Source organism: Cellulophaga sp. 3_MG-2023 (assembly GCF_030546975.1).
GTDB lineage: Bacteria > Bacteroidota > Bacteroidia > Flavobacteriales > Flavobacteriaceae > Cellulophaga.
In genome coordinates this window covers 216,416-233,633 of record NZ_JAUOPS010000005.1, presented here as the reverse complement: position 1 = coordinate 233,633, position 17,218 = coordinate 216,416, and the positions used below count along the sequence as shown (strand labels likewise).

Below are 17,218 nucleotides of genomic sequence, written 5' to 3'. Positions count from 1 at the left end.
TAGTTAGTTGTTTATAATTAAGCCTAAATTTTTACCATCTGTAGCCTTACTAGCAAGGTCAGAGTTGGTAGTTAATGCATAAGAACCCTCTTTAAAGCTAGGATCTAAGGTCCATAAGTTTTCTACATTATATTTTTGGTCTCCTGTAATTTCTAAGCCTTCAGACTTGTAAAAATTATTATTTAAAATATTTACAATAGGTTCACCAACCACCAAATGCATTTTTAAAGACTTGGTTTTATTAAAAATATTATTAGTAATGGTGTTTACTTGTACTCCATAAAGATTAATTGCGGCATTGTACTTGTTTCTTTTACCGTAACCAATAGCATCAAAAGTATTGTGGTCTAATTCTAAAAACGGCCCAAAAGTACTCTCGTCCTTGCCGCCTCTGTGTAAACTTAAAACAGCACCATTTACATTGCTAAAACTATTATTTTTTAAAATTACATATTCAGCATTATAAATTCCAATATCCTCTGTCTCTTTGTCTAATGCCAAAACATTGCCACTAATAGTATTAAATTTTGAGTTTTTAATACTAATTGTATCTGCAAATGTGTTTTTGTAAACCATTACAGCATCAAAAGAATGGTTAACATCTAAATTTACAAAGTCACAATTATCTATAAACAATTTGTAATTTTTGTTCATAGAATATTTACTCGTCGTAATAACAGAATTTCCTGTCCTGTCAGGGGCGTTTTCACCATCAAAATTAATTCCTTTTAGATTTAAACTACCTCCATTTTTAATTTCAAAAAGTGTTTTCTTTTCAAATAAAATAGTTGGTTTTTCTGTTGAGTTAGAAACAAAACTCAAAGGATGATTAATGGCTATTGTTTTAGATAATGTGTAAGGTTCGTTAGCGCTAAGTTCTAATACATCTCCTGCTGAAGAGTTATTTACTGCCTCAAACAAAGTGTTTAAACCAGCTTTTACTTTTATGGTTTGTCCAGAGCCAAAAGCAACTGTTGTATCTTCTTTAGAGTACCAATTTACGCCAGTGTTTTCTTTTTTTAGAATAGCAGCTGGTAATGTAGCTCCAGTATTTAAATTAGTATTAGCAGGAACCAACAAGCCATCTGCATTCTTGTTCCAACTTATTTCTTTAGCCTCAAAACCAGTTTCACTAATTGGTTTAATATTTTTACTTATGATGTTATTTTTAAAGGCAATACCACTTATATCATCATAAACAGTAAAAATATTATCTTTATTTTCATTATAAAAAATGTTGTTTTCCATAACACAGTTTTCTGGTGGAGCACTACGTTCTGCATCACTACCAGCGCAAAGTTGTATATGATTACTGTTTACAAAAGTGTTATTTTTTATAACAGCATCTTTTGCTTGATCATATCTGTTAATAGGGGAGTTGTAAATTCCGTTCATTATTACAAACGCACCTCTAAAACGATAACCAGTTAATCCAATACCATAATTATTAACCACAGTTTGTTCACCATTTATTACTCTTATGCCACCGGTACTAGGTTTGTTGTTACCAATAAAAATATTACCATCTACCATTGTTCTATTTCCGTGGCGCATAGTAAGTGTACCTGTACATTCGTAAAAAACGTTACTTTTATATGTGTTTTGACAAGATTTGTTTGATATTATTTCATGTTCACCATTACATCTATCAAAATAATTATTTTCTACAATAGTGTTTGAGTTTGTTCTAGAAAAGTGACTAGTTCCTATACGTAAAGTTTCTCCGCCGTTAGAACCTAAGTTTTGTCTAGGGCCAAAATAATTATGGTCTATTTTATGATCGTTTTCTTGACTTTCCTTAGTATTTAGTCTCACCGTCATAGTTACACCTCTGTTTTTTTTACCAGAAAGATGATTATGATCTATTCTATTGTTTTTACCATAAATTGCAACCCAAGTATCTGGTTCATGACGTTCTGGGTTACTAAAGTTATCTATAACACATTGTGTTAGCCTAACATTATTTGCTAGTGTTTTAGAATCTTCTTTAAAAGAGATTACTTCATTAGTAGGAGTATAACCATTTTTAAAAACTAATCCTTTAATAATTAGGTGTTCTCCAGAAATACGTAAATTAGATTGTCCTTCTAATGTAACTTTTCCTTTTTCTTCTACAGTTAAAGTAATAGGCTTTTCTGCAGTTCCTTTAGCAGCAAAAAGAAGCTCGGTATTATTCCATACACCATTTGCTAGTGTTAGTACATCGCCAGGTTGTGCTTTTTTTACTGCAGAGTTAAATTGTTCTACATTAGATATTGTATTCTTTTTTTCGGTACAAGATATAATACTAAAAAGTACTATAAATGCTATATATAACGTATGTTTTTGCATAAAAATATAAATTGGTTAACCAGATTGGTTTACCAAATATAAAAATTATAAATTAAAAACGTAATTTATTGGCTTTTAATTTATTAAATACATAAAAAATAAGCCTTAAAAATATGTAGTTGATAATGCGTTATTTAGGTGTTAATTTTACGCTAGTCCTTTGTTAATACTAAGGTAGCGGAAGATATCACTCTTATGAATGGAAAAATTATGTAGATAAGAAATTTAACTTTATAACAGAAAAGTTATAGAAAGTTAAAAAATGTTTGGGGTGTATTTTTGTGAGCGAAACATTAAAAAGAGTACAGGTTTTATTTTATCTCCTAATTTAGACCTTAAAATTTTAAAAGCTTTTGTTATTTGGCCCTCTACAGTTTTAATAGTAACATCCATTTTATGCGCTATTTCCATATTAGATAGTCCATCTTCTTTACTTAGTAAAAATGTTTTTTTACAGCGTGGAGGTAAGTTTTGTATTTCTATTTTTAGTAATTCAATTTGCTTTTTCAATAAGGCTTCGTTTTCATCTTTAATAAGTTCTTCTAATGCATTTACATGTTCTACTTCAAAAGCTAATATTTTTTTATCTTTTCTATATTGACTAATAAACTCATTATAACAGCATTTGTACAAAAATCTTTTTAAAGAAGTAATGGCTTCTATTTTATCTCTTTTTTCCCAAAGTCTAATAAAAATATTTTGCACTATATCTTTAGCTCCGTCAGAATCATTACAAAAGCTGTAAACGTATAAACATAAGGGGTGGTGGTAGGTATCCATTAAGTAAGATAGCGCTTTTTCGTTCCCATTTTTTAATTCTTTTTTTAACTCTTTTTCATTAGTAAACATCTCTTTCATTTTGTTAAAAATTAATATTAATCGTTGCAATGTAAAAAAAAAATTAAAAAAACGTTGGGGTAGTGTTAAATAGTTGCGTCATTTATATAAAAGCGCATAGGAATGCCAAAATCAGAAAAAATAGAAAAAATAATAACCAAGTATTTATCAAAATCTACCACTAAAAAAGATTTAGATAAATTATTAGACGCATTAAAAAGTGAGTCTACTAAAGAACTATTTAAAAGCTATATAAAGACTAATTATTTAGTTGATTATCACATGAAAGATTTTCAAACAGAAGAAGAAAAAGAAAAATTATTTAAGTTATTAAATAGTAACACTAAAATTTTAAAAAAGAAAAAGCAATTTCAGTTTTTAAAATATGCAGCTTTATTTGCTGTTTTGGTGAGTTTAGCGAGTTATTATTGGATTTCTAAGAAAAACTTTAAAATTGCTGATGATGTAATTGTATCTCAAGAGCAGAGTGTATTACCTGGCTCTTCTAAGGCTATTTTAACTTTAGAAGATGGTTCTGATATAGTTTTACATAAAGACAGTGTATATACTAACACAAATAGTAGTGCTGTGAAAAATAAACTTATCTACTCTAAAAAAACGAGTGAGGAATTAGCTCAAGTAAAGTATAACTTTTTAACTGTACCAAGAGGAGGGCAGTACTATGTAAAACTTGCAGATGGTACTGCAGTGTGGATTAATTCTGATTCTCAGTTAAAATACCCAACAAGTTTTAAAAGTGGCGAGACAAGGAAAGTAGAGTTAGTGTACGGAGAAGCTTATTTTGATGTATCTCCTAGCGCAGAACACAATGGTAGTAGGTTTAAGGTTTTATCTAAATACCAAGAAGTTGAGGTTTTAGGAACAGAGTTTAATATTAAAGCTTATAATGATGAGTCTTATGTGTATACCACATTAGTAGAGGGCAAAGTATCACTAACAGCAAATGCAAAACAAGATATTTTAAAACCAAATGAGCAAGTTACATTTAATGTAGACAATAAAGAGTATGCTAAAAATATAGTAGATGTTTATGATGTTACCTCTTGGAAAAATGGAGTATTTAGTTTTAAAAGAAAGCCGCTAAAAGAGATAACAAAAGTCTTGTCTCGTTGGTATAATGTAGATTTTAAGTTTACTAATAAAGAGATAGAAGACGTTAAGTTTATGGGAGTAGTTAGTAAAGATTCTCCTTTAGAAGATATATTGTTATCAATTAAAAATTCAGGATTTATTAAATCATATCAAATAAATAAAACAAGTGTAACCTTAAATTAAATATAAAAAAGTAGCGAAAAAAAAGAACAGAGTCTATGCCGTGGAAAGTTAAGACCCTGTCCCTTAAAAAATTATTAATTAATTAACCAAATGGTTTAACCAACTAACACTCAAATTTATGAAAATAAAAATTATTAACCCCATTTACTTTCGAAAGAGAGCAGGTGTCTTGAAGTTTATTATGAGAATATTTCTGTTTCTATTTTGTACAACCGTATTTAGTTTTACTTCTAATGAAGTATTTTCTCAGAACGCCAAGGTGTTTATAGAAAAAGACAAAGTAATATCTGTAGACGAGGCATTTACTATTATTAGAAACCAAACCGACTATACATTTCTTTACCACGAGGATTTATTTAAAGACTTTCCTTCAATAGTGGTAAAAAAAGGAAGTATAAGAACCAATGAGTTATTAAGTAACTTTTTTGAATTGAAAGGGTACCATTTTTCGTTAACAAAAAACAATACTATTATAATTAGTTCTAAACCAGCTTTAAGTCAGCAAAAAATTACAGGTAAAATTACAGATGTAAACGGTGTACCATTATTAGGCGTTACAGTTTTACTAAGAGGAACTAGAGATGGTGTTGTTACAGATTTTGATGGTAATTACAGTATAAATGTAAGTAAAGGTAATACTTTAGTGTACTCATATATAGGCTTTGATACAGTAGAAAAAATAGTAGGTACAGAGACTACTTTAAATATTGTAATGAAAAGAAATGCGACACAGTTAGACGAAGTAGTTTTAAGTACCGGTTACCAAAAAATATCAAAAGAACGAGCTACAGGTTCTTTTGACAAGGTAGATTCTAAAGTACTAGATACTAAAGTGTCGCAAAGTATTTTAAATAAAATAGAAGGAGAATTGTCTGGCCTTTTATTTGATGATGTAGACGGCCCAGTAATTAGAGGTATTGGTTCTTTAGAAGTTGCACCTACACCATTAATTGTTGTAGACGGTTTTCCTATATCTCAGGGTATAGAATCTATTAACCCTAATGATGTAAAAGATATTACAGTGCTAAAAGATGCCGCAGCAGCATCTATTTGGGGTATTAGAGCAGCAAATGGTGTTATTGTAATTACTACTAAAAAAGGAAATAGAAGTAGAAAACCAGTAATAGAGTTTTCAACAAACTACTCTATAACGCCCAAAAATAATTTAGAGGATTTAAAATATGCTTCTACCAATAGTTTTTTAGAGTTTGAAAAACATAGAGCAGACAATGAGTGGAGTTTGTTACCAGAGGGTAATAATCAGCCTGCATTAGGAGCAGGTATAGAAACATATTTAAAATTAAATGAAGGATTAATTTCCCAGGCAGAAGCAGATGCTATTATTAATAGTTTAAGAGGAGTAGATAGTCGTAAAGAGTTTCAGGACTTGTTTATGAACGATTCTTATTGGTCTCAGTACAATTTTGCGATTAGTGGAGGAGGAAAAAATAGTATGTATAGAAGTTCTATATCATACAATAAAAATGAAAATAATAATTTTTTTAAGAATAATGACTCAGACCAACTAATTGCAAATTTAAGAGGCATTTTTAACGTAACTCCTAAGCTAACAATTTCTAATGATTTTAATTTTACTTCTAGCAAAAGAGAATCAAACGGTATGTCAAGCGGAGATTATAGTAATCTTTTTCAATACCAAAATATTTTAGATGCTAATGGCAACCAAGTAGCGCAACCATATGGATTAGGACAAGATTTTAAAGATGAAAAAGTAGCAAGTGGTTACCCATATAATTGGGATCATAATTTAATGCAGGAATTTAATAATAAAGATAATACTATAGAAGGTACCTCTATACGTATACAAACTGCTGTAGATTATAAAATACTAGATAATTTATCTGTTAGAGGATCTTACCAATATGAGTGGAACAATTCAGAAGGAAATTCTCTTTTTAATGAAAATACATATTATGTTAGAGACCTTGTAAATACATATACAAGAGTAGAAAACGGTGAATTTATTAACCATGTAAATAAAGGAAGTATTTACCGTTTTAACAATGCAACAAATAAAACAAGACAAGGAAGAATACAATTAAATTATAACGAGTCTTTTAATGATAATAAGCATAGAGTAACAGCGTTAGCAGGGTATGAACTTAGGCAGGTTAAAAATACATTTAATAATAATACATTATATGGTTTTGATCCACAAGCATTAACTTCTGCATCTATAGCATTTGGAGAAAGGGTGCCTGTTACAAGCAGTGGAGTAAACCCTACTAGGGCTTTATTAAACCCATCATCTGTAGCATATGAAGAAAATAGATATGTATCTTACTATGCAAACGGTGCTTATACTTATTTAAACAAATATACATTAACTGGTAGTATTAGATTAGATGATACCAATTTGTTTGGAGCAAGTAAAGATTATAGAAACATACCTCTATACTCTATAGGTGGTAAATGGGATATTAATAATGAAGGTTTTTTTAAAGGAAAGGTATTTAATACCCTTTCTTTGAGAGGTACATACGGTGTTAATGGTAATGTAGACCGTAATACAGGTCCTTATTTAATTGCAGGAAACTCTAGAAACTATGTGACAGATGTAGAGTTTGCTTACATTAGAAATGTTAAAAATCCTGAGTTGCGTTTAGAAAAAGTTTATGTAACTAATTTAGGAATAGATTTTGGTTTGTTTAATAATACCATAAGTGGTAATGTAGATTATTATCATAAAAAAAGTACAGATTTATTATCTCCAGTTTCTTTTCCGTCTGTTTATGGGTTTAATAATGCCACAATTAATGTTGGTGAAATGGAAAACGAAGGTGTAGATGTTAATTTGAACATTAATGTTGCTCAAAAAACAGATCTTAAATATAATACAACACTACGCTTTAGTCATAACAAAAATACAGTTACAAAAGTAGATGTTCCAGAGGAAACAGTAACAACATATTTAAGAGGGCAACCTTTAGTTGGTAATCCTTTAAGATATATTTATAGTTATAAATCTGCAGGTTTAGACGCAAACGGAGATCCGTTAACATTAAACGAAAACGGAGAATTAGTAAATGTAGATGGCAAAGTAAATGTTGCTGGGACCTTAGAAGAAGCTGCTATAGAAAATACAGATGCTTTAGTATACAGCGGTACAACAACACCTAAATATTATGGTTCATGGGTAAACAATATTAGTTACAAAAACTTTTATGTAAGAACATTAGTTACCTATAAGTTAGGACACGTATTTAGAAACACTAATATTCTAGATTATACAAATGCGTCATCTTACATAACAGCTAATATTCATTCAGATTTTGAAAATAGATGGCAAAATACTGGAGACGAGAACACTACAAGTATACCTAGGTTGCCATTGCTTCGTTCTGATGCTTATAAGTTAGGTTACTCTTATTACGCTTCTGGAGATCAATTTGTAGATTCTGCATCACACATTAGATTTAAAGAAATAATTCTTGGTTATAATTTTGATAAAAAGGTATTAAAAAATACAGGGATAGATGCTTTTAAGGTTAGTTTACAAGCAACAAATATTGGTTTAATAAACTTTAATAAATGGAATGAAGATCCAGAAAGTTTTGTCTTACCTACCACACCTACTTTTACTCTAAACTTTTCATTTAATTTTTAAAATACAGTATATATGAAACTAAAATATTCAGTATTAATACTTGTATTAGTATTAATTTCAGCTTGTAATAAGGAAGAATGGTTAGATATTAAACCTAAAGGGCAAGTAATACCTACAAATGTATCAGATTATAGATTGCTTTTAGATCAAGTAGACCGCAACGGAGAAGGGTTTCCTAAAATTTCTCCTGGTTTTGGAGTTACGTATGCCAACACAGATCTTATGTCTGATGATTTTACAATTAATGACAATACATTAAATCAATTTTCTCCACAAGCTATAAGAGAATATACTTGGGATAACGATTTATATTTACCTAATGAAGAAGATGGCGATTGGGCAAGATTGTATGGGCAAATATACCCAGCAAACATTGTTATAGATGAAATAATGTCTGCTGAAAATGGGTCTGAGTTAGAAAAATTAGAAATTTTGGCAGAAGCAAAAATACAAAGAGCATTTAGTTATTTTGCTTTGGTAAATATGTATGGTTTGCATTATAATGAAAATGCAGCTTCTAACCCAGGAGTACCAATGCGTTTAGACTCTAATCTAGAAGGGGCAGATTTATCTAGAAAGTCAGTACAAGAAGTCTACAACTTAATAATAGAAGATGTAAAGAGTTCTTTACCTTATTTGCCAGACCTACCAGAATCTAATAACCACAAACACAGGCCATCTAAATCTAGTGCTTATGCGTTTTTAGCAAGAGTTTATTTGTATATGGCAGAGTATGATAAAGCTTTAAAAGCAGCAAATAGTTCATATGCAATATACAATGCCATAAATAATTATAATGATTATGGTTTTTATTTTGATGTTTTATATCTAGATCAACCACAAAATGACAAACAATTATTATGGGTTAAAGGATCTCCTAATCAATATGATTTATTAATTGCTAGCGATGAATTATTTTCTATGTATCAAGATGATGATTTACGTAAAACAATGTTTTCTCCAATTTCTTTCTTTTTTGGTATCCCTGAAGATGGCTATGTACTAGGTGCACCATTTTTTACAAACTATAGAGGTTCTGGTTTTACAGTACCAGAAGTGTTATTAATTAGAGCAGAGTGCAATACACGCCTAAATAATTTAGACTTGGCTTTAGCAGATATAAACTTAATTAGAGAAAATAGATTTAAAACAGGAACGTACACACCTTTAGTAAGTACAGATAAAACAGAGGTTTTAAATATAGTTAAGAATGAAAGAAGAATGGAGTTAGCGGGCGCTAGCTTACGCTTGTTTGATCTTAAACGTTACAATGAGTTTGATAATGCAAATATTTCATTGTCTAGAAACTTAAACGGACAAACATACAGCTTACAGGCCAATGGTAACAACTGGGCTTTACCAATTGCAAGAAAATATATTAACGCTACACCAGAAATAGGTGAAAACATAAGAGATTAATTTAATCTCTTATGTTTTAAAAAAAACACACATTTAATATGAAAATAAAATTTATAGCGCTTATGCTATCTGTATTTCTATGCAGTGTAGTTAGCTGTCAGTCAAAAGAAAAAGTTAGTAAAACACAAGAATGTGTTATTACAATACAAACAGGAGAAGTAAAAGAAGGTAAAGTAGTAATTTACCCATATCAAAGTCTATCTTCTAGAGAAGAGGCAGAGAGGTTAACAATAACTAAAGATATAAACTCTTCTAAAACCATACTAAAGTTAGATGGCTCTAAAGTACTGCGTAATGTAAATATACAATTGGCCAATAAAAATTATAGGTTAGAAGTATTTACGGGCCCCATAGCTATAAATATTAAACTAGAAAATGGAGAATTTATAATTGATGAAAATGAGTACCAAAAAGAGTTTTTAAGTATTAGTGAAGAGTTGGGATACCAAAGAATGTCTAACTTAAAATATAAGAGAAATTTAGCAACTAATGATTCTATTTTTATGGCAGACTATGCCCAATCTTTATTAACAGCTATAGACAAGTACCCTAATAGTTATGTTTTGCCAGCAATAATTAATAAGGAGTTTTGGGCAGCAAAAGCAGTAACACTACAACAAATACTTAATGGTTTCTCCCCAGCAGTTAAAGATTCTTATTACTTAACATCTTTAGATAAAAGACTTAAGTCAGAATTAACTACTGCAGTTGGTCAAAAAGTTCCTTTGTTTACAATTCCTTATGCAGAGAAAGAAGGCAATTTTAAAATATCTGATTATAAAGGTAAGTATGTTTTAATAGATTTTTGGGCGTCTTGGTGTGGTCCTTGTCGTCAAGGAATTCCTAATCTAAAAGAAATACATAAGTCATTTAAAAATAAAAATTTAGAGATTGTTAGTATATCTACAGATGCTGTAAGAAAAGATTGGGAAAAAGCTGTAGAGCAAGAAAAAATGCCTTGGATACAATTGCTAGACACCAAAGAAGTATCTAATAGTTTTAACATAACGGCAATTCCTCACATTGTTATAATAGATCCAGAAGGTATTATTGTTTCTAGAGGTAACTTTCATGAAGAAAAACTCTGGGAAGAGCTTGCAAAATATGGTTTTAAAAAATAATCTAATAGTTAAAAATGAAAGAAATAATATATATACTTTGTGCTTCGTTTTTAATAGCGTCTTGTAAAAATACTAAGCCAGAAACTATAGATTATGTTATAGTTTCTGGTAAAATAGAAAATGCATCTGTACCTAGCTTAAAAGTTAAAAAAAATTATAAACCAGTTAAGGAAATAACATTAAATAAAGATGGTTCTTTTACAGACACATTAGTGTTAGATACTGGAGCTTATGATATTCAGGCAGGTAAATATTTTTTTCCGGTTTACATAAAAGAAGGTCACAATATTAACATTAATGCGAATGCAACTAATTTTAAAAATAGTTTAACTGTTACTGGTATTGGTGCGCCTGAGACTAATTTTTTAATCTTAAAATCTAAAGAAAAAGAACAGTTTTACGGCGAAGCAGGACAAAAATTTTATGCTTTAGGTGAAGATGCTTATAAAAACAAAGTAGCATCCTACAAGAAAAGTTTAATTAAAAAGCTAGATGAAAATCCAGAATTTAATAAAAACTTTATAGAGTTAGAAAAAAGAGATTTAAACTATTATTACATAGATATGCTTTTAAAGCATCAAAGAATGCACAGGTACTTTGCAAAAGATTCTCTTTATACAGTATCTAATAGTTTTTTAAAAGAAACAGAAAGTTTGTCATATGAACTAGAGGAGGATTATAAATATTCACAAACATATCAAAATCTGGTTAGAGGACATTATCAAAATATAGCAAAAAAAGCGAGTGAAAAAGGAGAAGATTATAATATTACTTACTTAAATGCTTTAGGAACTAATAAAAACGATTTTATAAGAAATTCTCTTTTAATAGATGTTGCTTCTGGCTCTATAACGTATGTAAAGGATAGAACCACATATTATAATAACTTTATGAAATTCTCTACTAATAAAGAGGATAAAAAAGTAATTACAGATTTGTATAATAATTTACAATTAACTGTGCCAGGAGAAATATCTCCTAAATTTACCAACTACGAGAACCATAAAGGAGGAACAACTTCTTTAGAAGATTTTAAAGGTAAATATGTGTATATAGATGTTTGGGCTACTTGGTGTGGACCTTGTTTATATGAGGTTCCTTATTTACAAGAAGTAGAAAAACAATACCACGGTAAAAATATAGAGTTTGTAAGTATTTCTGTAGACGCAGATAAGGACCACGATAAGTGGAAACAAATGGTTACAGATAAAAAAATGGGAGGTGTACAGTTGTATGCAGACAATTCTTTTGATTCAGATTTCGCAAAAGATTATATTATAAAAGCTATACCTAAGTTTATTTTAATAGATCCAGAAGGAAAAATTGTGAAAAGCAATGCACCAAGACCTTCAGATAAAAAATTAATAGATTTATTAGAAGAACTAGGAGTTTAGCTACATTTTTTTAAAAATTAAAACGCCTATAGAAATTTTTATTCTATAGGCGTTTTATGTGTTTAATACCTTTATTAAAAATCAATTTTTAAACCAATAGGGCAGTGGTCAGATCCCATTATGTCACTAAAAACAGTAACTTCCTTTATTTTATCTTCAATAGATTTACTCACCAAAAAATAATCTATACGCCAACCCGTATTTCGTTCTCTAGACTTAAAACGGTAACTCCAAAATGTATAGGCAACTTCATCAGGATGTAGTAGTCTAAAAGAATCTACAAATCCATCAGCAATAAAATTATCCATACCATCTATTTCTGTTTGTGTATAGCCAGCAGTTTTATTATAGTTGCTTTTATCGTTTTTTAAATCTATGGCTGTGTGTGCAACATTAAAATCTCCACAAGCAATAACAGGTTTCTTCTTTTCCAAGTCTTTTAAATAGCTCAAAAAATCTTTATCCCATTGTTTCCTGTAGTCTAACCTATCTAATTTTTGCCCAGAATTAGGTACGTAAACATTTACTAAGTAAAAATTTTTATACTCAGTACAAAGGACTCTGCCTTCTGTATCATGTTCTTCTATACCAATATCCGCCTTAACAGTAATAGGTTCTGTACTGCTTAATGTTGCAGTACCAGAGTACCCTTTTTTATCAGCAGAATTAGACGCTAAATTAAAGTTTTCTAATGGAGAAAGTGCCTTGGCAACCTCATTGTCTTGTGCTTTAGTTTCTTGTAAACAAAGAATATCTGGTTTCATAGATTTTACAGATTCAAAAAACTCTTTTTTTACAACAGCACGTACACCATTTACATTCCAAGATACTATATGCATTAGTTTATACTTTAGGGTTTAAAATAGAATATTATATTTCTAGGTTGAAATTAAAAAATTGAATTGATTTAACCTTAAAAATAAGCGTATTTTAAGTGATATTATTTTAAAAGTGAAGCAACAAGTGCTTAATATTGTATTTTAGAAAAATTGATTATGAAGGTTGACAAATTTGTATTGTTTATAATAGCTGTAATTCTTTTGGCATATTTTTTTCCTGTATGGGGAGCAAATTATGTCATAAATACAATTAGCAGTGTTGGTATATCTTTAATTTTCTTTTTCTACGGATTAAAATTAAGTCCGTCTAAGTTAAAAGCCGGATTAAAAAACTGGAAACTACATATAGTAATACAAGCATCTACTTTTTTATTATTTCCGCTGTTGGTTTTATTGGTTAAGCCATTTTTACAAAGTCAAGAACAAGAAACTATTTGGTTGGCTTTCTTTTTCTTGGCAGCCTTGCCATCTACAGTTTCTTCCTCTGTAGTTATGGTATCTATTGCCAAAGGAAATATGCCCGCAGCCATTTTTAATGCAAGTATTTCTGGCTTAATAGGTATTTTAGTTACACCCTTATGGATGGGGTTATTTGTTACTAATGAACAAGCAAGTTTTAGTTTTATAGATATTTATACCAAGCTAATTGTGCAAATAATAGCACCTGTAGTAATTGGTTTATTATTGCAGCGTTACTTTGGAACATTTGCGCAAAAACACAGTAGTAAAATTACCTTGTTTGATAAGTCTATTATCTTATTAATAATATATAAGAGTTTTGCATCATCTTTTAAAAACAATATTTTTAGTGCTGTTTCTGTTTTAGATTTAGTTTTACTTTTAATTGGTGTACTAGTACTTTTTACTATTACTTACTTAAGCACGGGCTTTATAGCTAAAAAGCTAAATTTTAATACAGAAGATCAGATAACAACACAATTTTGTGGCACAAAAAAGTCATTAGTACACGGTACTGTTTTCTCTAAAATTATATTTGGTAATATGGCAATTATAGGAATAATGTTATTACCTGTAATGCTTTTTCATGCAATTCAAATTTTAATTATAAGTGTAATAGCAAGTAAATTAGCTAAAAGAAAAGTATAAAAAAACCTAGCACATAATGGCTAGGTTCTATTCATATTATAAGCTACTCGCTATCTATTATTTCTTCAATAGTTTTGGCTAGTACAAAGTCTTTTTCTGTAACACCATCTGCATCGTGCGTATTTAAACGTATGGTTAATGTGTTGTATACATTGGTCCAATCTGGGTGATGGCCTTGTAATTCGCATTCAAAAGCAATACGGGTCATTACACAAAAGGTTTCTTTAAAATTTTTAAATTCAAAAGTAGTTTCTAAAGCACCATCGTTATAATCCCAACCATCTAAATTGTTTAATTTACTCGTTATTTCTTCTGTTGTATATTTTTGCATCAGTATTAAATTTAGTGTTTTACAAAGTTACAAGAAGTAGCAACGTTATATCTATTATTAAGAAAAAAGATGATGGTCTATAGTATCTTGGTATGTTGTACGTAAATGTTTTGGTAATTTGTTACTCTTTGGTAGTACAGCTAAATACCTGTCTTCATTAGATGTAAATACTCTTTTGTACACAGGATTATATAATCCAATTTTAGAAATTATTTCTTTTATAAAATCTTCATGATGCACTAAATCTTTACTTCCTAAATGAAAAATTCCAGTTTTTTTATGATTAATAATGTAATGCAATTGCTGGGTAAGCTTGTTTATATGCGTAACATTAAAAACCAAATTAGGAAAAACCTCTATTGGTTCTTTATTTTGTAGTAGAGTTCTAATCTCTTTAATTCTGGGAGTGTTGTTACCAAAAACCATTGGTAAACGTATAATTATGGCTTTGCTTTTAGGTAGCCTAAGTAGCATATTTTCAATCTTAATTTTTAAGCGCCCATAAATACTTAAAGATAAAGTTTTGTCTAACTCGTATGATGGGTATTTGCTATAAGCATCAAAAACGTTAGCAGAAGATAAAAATAAGAGCTTGGTTTTGTGTGTGGCAACATATTCTACTATATGTTGATGAGCCAATACTTGTGCTGCAAAATTACCACGTATGGCAGATATAATATAGTCTGGCTTTACAATTTCTAATAATTCGTATATATCTGTTTCTTCAACATTATAATAAAAAAACTGACCGTTATCTTTAAATTCTTTTTCGTTAAAGCAATAAGTACCATAAGTATCATAAAAGGCATATAGCTCCTTATATATAGCATTACCTATAAAACCACTTGCACCTAGAATTAATATTCTATTTTTAGATTTTTTCTCTTTCATTACTCAGTTATCGTCTTAAAAAATAGAGAGCTTAGTCTGAGTCGTAAATTGTTCTAATGCTTGCATTCCTAATAAAGAATTTCCTTTAGGATTAAGACCTGGAGCCCAAGTAGAAATAATAAAATTATTGGGTAAAAAAGCAACAATACCTCCGCCAACACCACTTTTGCCTGGTAAGCCTACTCTAAAAGCAAATTCACCTGCCTCATCATAAAAACCACAAGTTAGCATAATGGCATTTATACGTTTTGCTTGGCTAACAGGTATTTGTTGTACATTGTTTACGCATTTACCACCATTTGCAAACAAATAAAATGCTTTGGCTAATTGTGTGCAAGTCATATCTATAGAGCATTGATGAAAATAAAAATCTAAAACATCCTCTACATTATTTTTAAGATTGCTAAAAGATTTTAATAGGTTAGCTGCAGCAAAGTTTTTGTAGCCTGTTCTTTTTTCTGATGCAGCAACATCTTTATTGTAATTAATAGTTTGGTCATTGGCAATAGTTCTTACGTAGTTTAAAAAATCTTCTTTAGGGTTTTTTAAATGTGTAACTAAAATATCTGCAACAACTAAAGCACCAGAGTTAATTAACGGATTTCTAGGAATGCCGTTTTCTAGTTCTAAGAGAGATAAATGATTAAATGGGTTACCAGATGGCTCTACGTCTACGCGTTGCCAAATACGGTTATCTTCAAAGGCTATTGCTTTAGACAACGCTAAAACTTTAGAAATACTTTGTATTGAAAACGGAATATCTGCATCACCAGCCGCAAAAGAATCGCCGTTTAAATGTTGTAAAAAAATACCAAGGCTATTTACACTTTGTTTAGATAGTTCTGGTATATAACTAGCAACAACACCCTTAACCTCCTCTTTACTAAGGTGGTCATGAATGTTGTTGATAATGCCTTTAAAATCTGTCATAAAAAATTATGCCTTGTAAAAAGGTAATTTTACTACAGTTGCAGCAACTGCTTTTTTTCTAATCTGTATATAAATTTCAGAACCAGCTGTAGCTACCTCTGTTGGTACATAGCCCAAGCCAATACCTTTGTTTAAAGAAGGAGACATAGTACCAGAAGTTACAATACCTATTTTAGTACCATTGGCATCTACAATATCATAATCGTGTCTAGGAATACCTCTTTCAGTAAGTTCAAAAGCAATTAATTTACGTGTAGGACCATTTGCTTTTTGCTCAGCTAATGCTTCACTATTTACAAAGTTTTTTGTGAATTTGGTAATCCAACCAAGACCAGCTTCAAAAGGAGAAGTGGTGTCATTAATATCATTGCCATATAAACAATAACCCATTTCTAAACGTAAGGTATCTCTAGCAGCTAATCCAATAGGAGCAATACCAAAATCTGCACCTGCTTTAAAAACGTTATCCCAAATTTGTTTAACATCTTCATTCTTGCAGTAAATTTCAAATCCTCCAGAACCAGTATAACCAGTAGCAGATATAATTACGTTATCTATGCCAGCAAAATCGGCAACCTCAAAAGTATAAAATTTAATAGCAGCTAAATCTACAGATGTTACAGACTGCATAGCTTCAATAGCTTTAGGACCTTGTATAGCTAAAAGCGAATATCCTTCAGATATGTTACGCATTTCAGCATTTATAGTTTCATTGTATTTAGAAATATGTTTCCAATCTTTATCTATATTAGAAGCATTAACAACTAGTAAATATTGCTCATCTTTAAGTTTATAAACAATAAGGTCATCAACAATACCACCAGTTTCATTAGGTAAGCAGCTATACTGTGCTTTTCCTATAACTAATTTAGAAGCGTCGTTAGAAGTAACTTTTTGTATTAAATCTAAAGCATTTGGACCTTCAATTAGAAACTCACCCATATGAGATACATCAAAAACACCTACACCTTTGCGTACAGTTTCGTGTTCTATATTTACACCAGCATAAGAAACAGGCATATTATAACCAGCAAAAGGAACCATTTTAGCGCCAAGAGCTTCGTGAGTAGATGATAATGCAGTATTTTTCATTA

At 30.0% G+C, this 17,218-nt stretch carries 13 protein-coding genes and 1 pseudogene; 6 read left to right on the top strand and 8 right to left on the bottom strand.

The genetic code is table 11. The annotated features are described in order from the left end of the window. Positions 1 to 3: 3 nt before the first annotated feature. Complete coding sequence (locus Q4487_RS13795; RefSeq protein WP_303543315.1) at positions 4 to 2,331, bottom strand: polysaccharide lyase 6 family protein; 2,328 nt, start codon at positions 2,329 to 2,331, stop codon at positions 4 to 6. A gap of 255 nt (positions 2,332 to 2,586) precedes the next feature. After that, positions 2,587 to 3,189, bottom strand: coding sequence for an RNA polymerase sigma factor (locus tag Q4487_RS13790; RefSeq protein WP_100895355.1), 603 nt, complete (start codon positions 3,187 to 3,189; stop codon positions 2,587 to 2,589). Positions 3,190 to 3,291: 102 nt separating this feature from the next. On the opposite strand from Q4487_RS13790, the gene Q4487_RS13785 reads away from it, so the two are divergent. Continuing rightward, positions 3,292 to 4,464 carry a FecR family protein gene (locus Q4487_RS13785; protein ID WP_303543317.1) on the top strand — a complete coding sequence of 391 codons (1,173 nt, stop codon included), beginning with the start codon at positions 3,292 to 3,294 and terminating at the stop codon, positions 4,462 to 4,464. On the opposite strand, the pseudogene Q4487_RS17065 reads toward Q4487_RS13785, so the two are convergent. After that, positions 4,461 to 4,517 (bottom strand): annotated as a pseudogene (locus Q4487_RS17065) (hypothetical protein); the annotation flags it as partial. The gene Q4487_RS13785 and the pseudogene Q4487_RS17065 overlap by 4 nt on opposite strands. A 128-nt stretch (positions 4,518 to 4,645) precedes the next feature. Here Q4487_RS17065 and Q4487_RS13780 point away from each other — a divergent pair. From Q4487_RS13780 to Q4487_RS13765, 4 genes are read left to right on the top strand one after another with little or no spacing between them, the layout of a single operon-like run. Beyond that, a complete protein-coding gene (locus tag Q4487_RS13780) occupies positions 4,646 to 8,092 on the top strand; it encodes a SusC/RagA family TonB-linked outer membrane protein (protein ID WP_303571897.1) in 3,447 nt (1,148 codons plus the stop codon). A gap of 12 nt (positions 8,093 to 8,104) precedes the next feature. Continuing rightward, positions 8,105 to 9,511, top strand: coding sequence for a RagB/SusD family nutrient uptake outer membrane protein (locus Q4487_RS13775; protein ID WP_303543321.1), 1,407 nt, complete (start codon positions 8,105 to 8,107; stop codon positions 9,509 to 9,511). 38 nt (positions 9,512 to 9,549) lie between these two features. Beyond that, positions 9,550 to 10,632 (top strand): TlpA disulfide reductase family protein, encoded by a 1,083-nt coding sequence (locus tag Q4487_RS13770; RefSeq protein WP_303543323.1) that lies wholly within the window; start codon positions 9,550 to 9,552, stop codon positions 10,630 to 10,632. Positions 10,633 to 10,646: 14 nt separating this feature from the next. Further along, on the top strand, positions 10,647 to 12,026 hold the full coding sequence (locus Q4487_RS13765; RefSeq protein ID WP_303543324.1) for a TlpA disulfide reductase family protein: 1,380 nt from the start codon (positions 10,647 to 10,649) through the stop codon (positions 12,024 to 12,026). Positions 12,027 to 12,100: 74 nt separating this feature from the next. Here the strand turns inward: Q4487_RS13765 and Q4487_RS13760 are convergent, their stop codons facing one another. Further along, positions 12,101 to 12,865, bottom strand: coding sequence for an exodeoxyribonuclease III (locus Q4487_RS13760; RefSeq protein WP_303543326.1), 765 nt, complete (start codon positions 12,863 to 12,865; stop codon positions 12,101 to 12,103). Between the two features lie 156 nt (positions 12,866 to 13,021). Between Q4487_RS13760 and Q4487_RS13755 the strand changes: the two genes are divergently transcribed. Further along, positions 13,022 to 13,972 carry a bile acid:sodium symporter family protein gene (locus tag Q4487_RS13755; RefSeq protein ID WP_303543328.1) on the top strand — a complete coding sequence of 317 codons (951 nt, stop codon included), beginning with the start codon at positions 13,022 to 13,024 and terminating at the stop codon, positions 13,970 to 13,972. Positions 13,973 to 14,015: 43 nt separating this feature from the next. On the opposite strand, the gene Q4487_RS13750 is transcribed toward Q4487_RS13755, so the two are convergent. The 4 genes from Q4487_RS13750 to gcvT are packed head-to-tail and all read right to left on the bottom strand — an operon-like array spanning position 14,016 to position 17,216. Then, on the bottom strand, positions 14,016 to 14,303 hold the full coding sequence (locus Q4487_RS13750; protein ID WP_303543330.1) for a 4a-hydroxytetrahydrobiopterin dehydratase: 288 nt from the start codon (positions 14,301 to 14,303) through the stop codon (positions 14,016 to 14,018). 57 nt (positions 14,304 to 14,360) lie between these two features. Then, positions 14,361 to 15,194 carry a sugar nucleotide-binding protein gene (locus tag Q4487_RS13745; RefSeq protein WP_303543332.1) on the bottom strand — a complete coding sequence of 278 codons (834 nt, stop codon included), beginning with the start codon at positions 15,192 to 15,194 and terminating at the stop codon, positions 14,361 to 14,363. A 15-nt stretch (positions 15,195 to 15,209) separates the two neighbouring features. Then, the gene (locus Q4487_RS13740) at positions 15,210 to 16,124 is read right to left on the bottom strand and encodes a glutaminase (protein WP_303543334.1); all 915 of its coding nucleotides are present in this window, start codon (positions 16,122 to 16,124) and stop codon (positions 15,210 to 15,212) included. Positions 16,125 to 16,130: 6 nt separating this feature from the next. Then, positions 16,131 to 17,216, bottom strand: coding sequence for a glycine cleavage system aminomethyltransferase GcvT (gcvT, locus tag Q4487_RS13735; RefSeq protein WP_303543336.1), 1,086 nt, complete (start codon positions 17,214 to 17,216; stop codon positions 16,131 to 16,133). Positions 17,217 to 17,218 lie beyond the last annotated feature (2 nt).

Excerpts from the sequence above, each read along its gene's own strand:
- Q4487_RS13795 (WP_303543315.1), bottom strand. The coding sequence starts at position 2,331 with ATGCAAAAACATACGTTATATATAGCATTTATAGTACTTTTTAGTATT.
- Q4487_RS13790 (WP_100895355.1), bottom strand. The coding sequence starts at position 3,189 with ATGAAAGAGATGTTTACTAATGAAAAAGAGTTAAAAAAAGAATTAAAA.
- Q4487_RS13785 (WP_303543317.1), top strand. The coding sequence starts at position 3,292 with ATGCCAAAATCAGAAAAAATAGAAAAAATAATAACCAAGTATTTATCA.
- Q4487_RS13780 (WP_303571897.1), top strand. The coding sequence starts at position 4,646 with ATGAGAATATTTCTGTTTCTATTTTGTACAACCGTATTTAGTTTTACT.
- Q4487_RS13775 (WP_303543321.1), top strand. The coding sequence starts at position 8,105 with ATGAAACTAAAATATTCAGTATTAATACTTGTATTAGTATTAATTTCA.
- Q4487_RS13770 (WP_303543323.1), top strand. The coding sequence starts at position 9,550 with ATGAAAATAAAATTTATAGCGCTTATGCTATCTGTATTTCTATGCAGT.
- Q4487_RS13765 (WP_303543324.1), top strand. The coding sequence starts at position 10,647 with ATGAAAGAAATAATATATATACTTTGTGCTTCGTTTTTAATAGCGTCT.
- Q4487_RS13760 (WP_303543326.1), bottom strand. The coding sequence starts at position 12,865 with ATGCATATAGTATCTTGGAATGTAAATGGTGTACGTGCTGTTGTAAAA.
- Q4487_RS13755 (WP_303543328.1), top strand. The coding sequence starts at position 13,022 with ATGAAGGTTGACAAATTTGTATTGTTTATAATAGCTGTAATTCTTTTG.
- Q4487_RS13750 (WP_303543330.1), bottom strand. The coding sequence starts at position 14,303 with ATGCAAAAATATACAACAGAAGAAATAACGAGTAAATTAAACAATTTA.
- Q4487_RS13745 (WP_303543332.1), bottom strand. The coding sequence starts at position 15,194 with ATGAAAGAGAAAAAATCTAAAAATAGAATATTAATTCTAGGTGCAAGT.
- Q4487_RS13740 (WP_303543334.1), bottom strand. The coding sequence starts at position 16,124 with ATGACAGATTTTAAAGGCATTATCAACAACATTCATGACCACCTTAGT.
- gcvT (WP_303543336.1), bottom strand. The coding sequence starts at position 17,216 with ATGAAAAATACTGCATTATCATCTACTCACGAAGCTCTTGGCGCTAAA.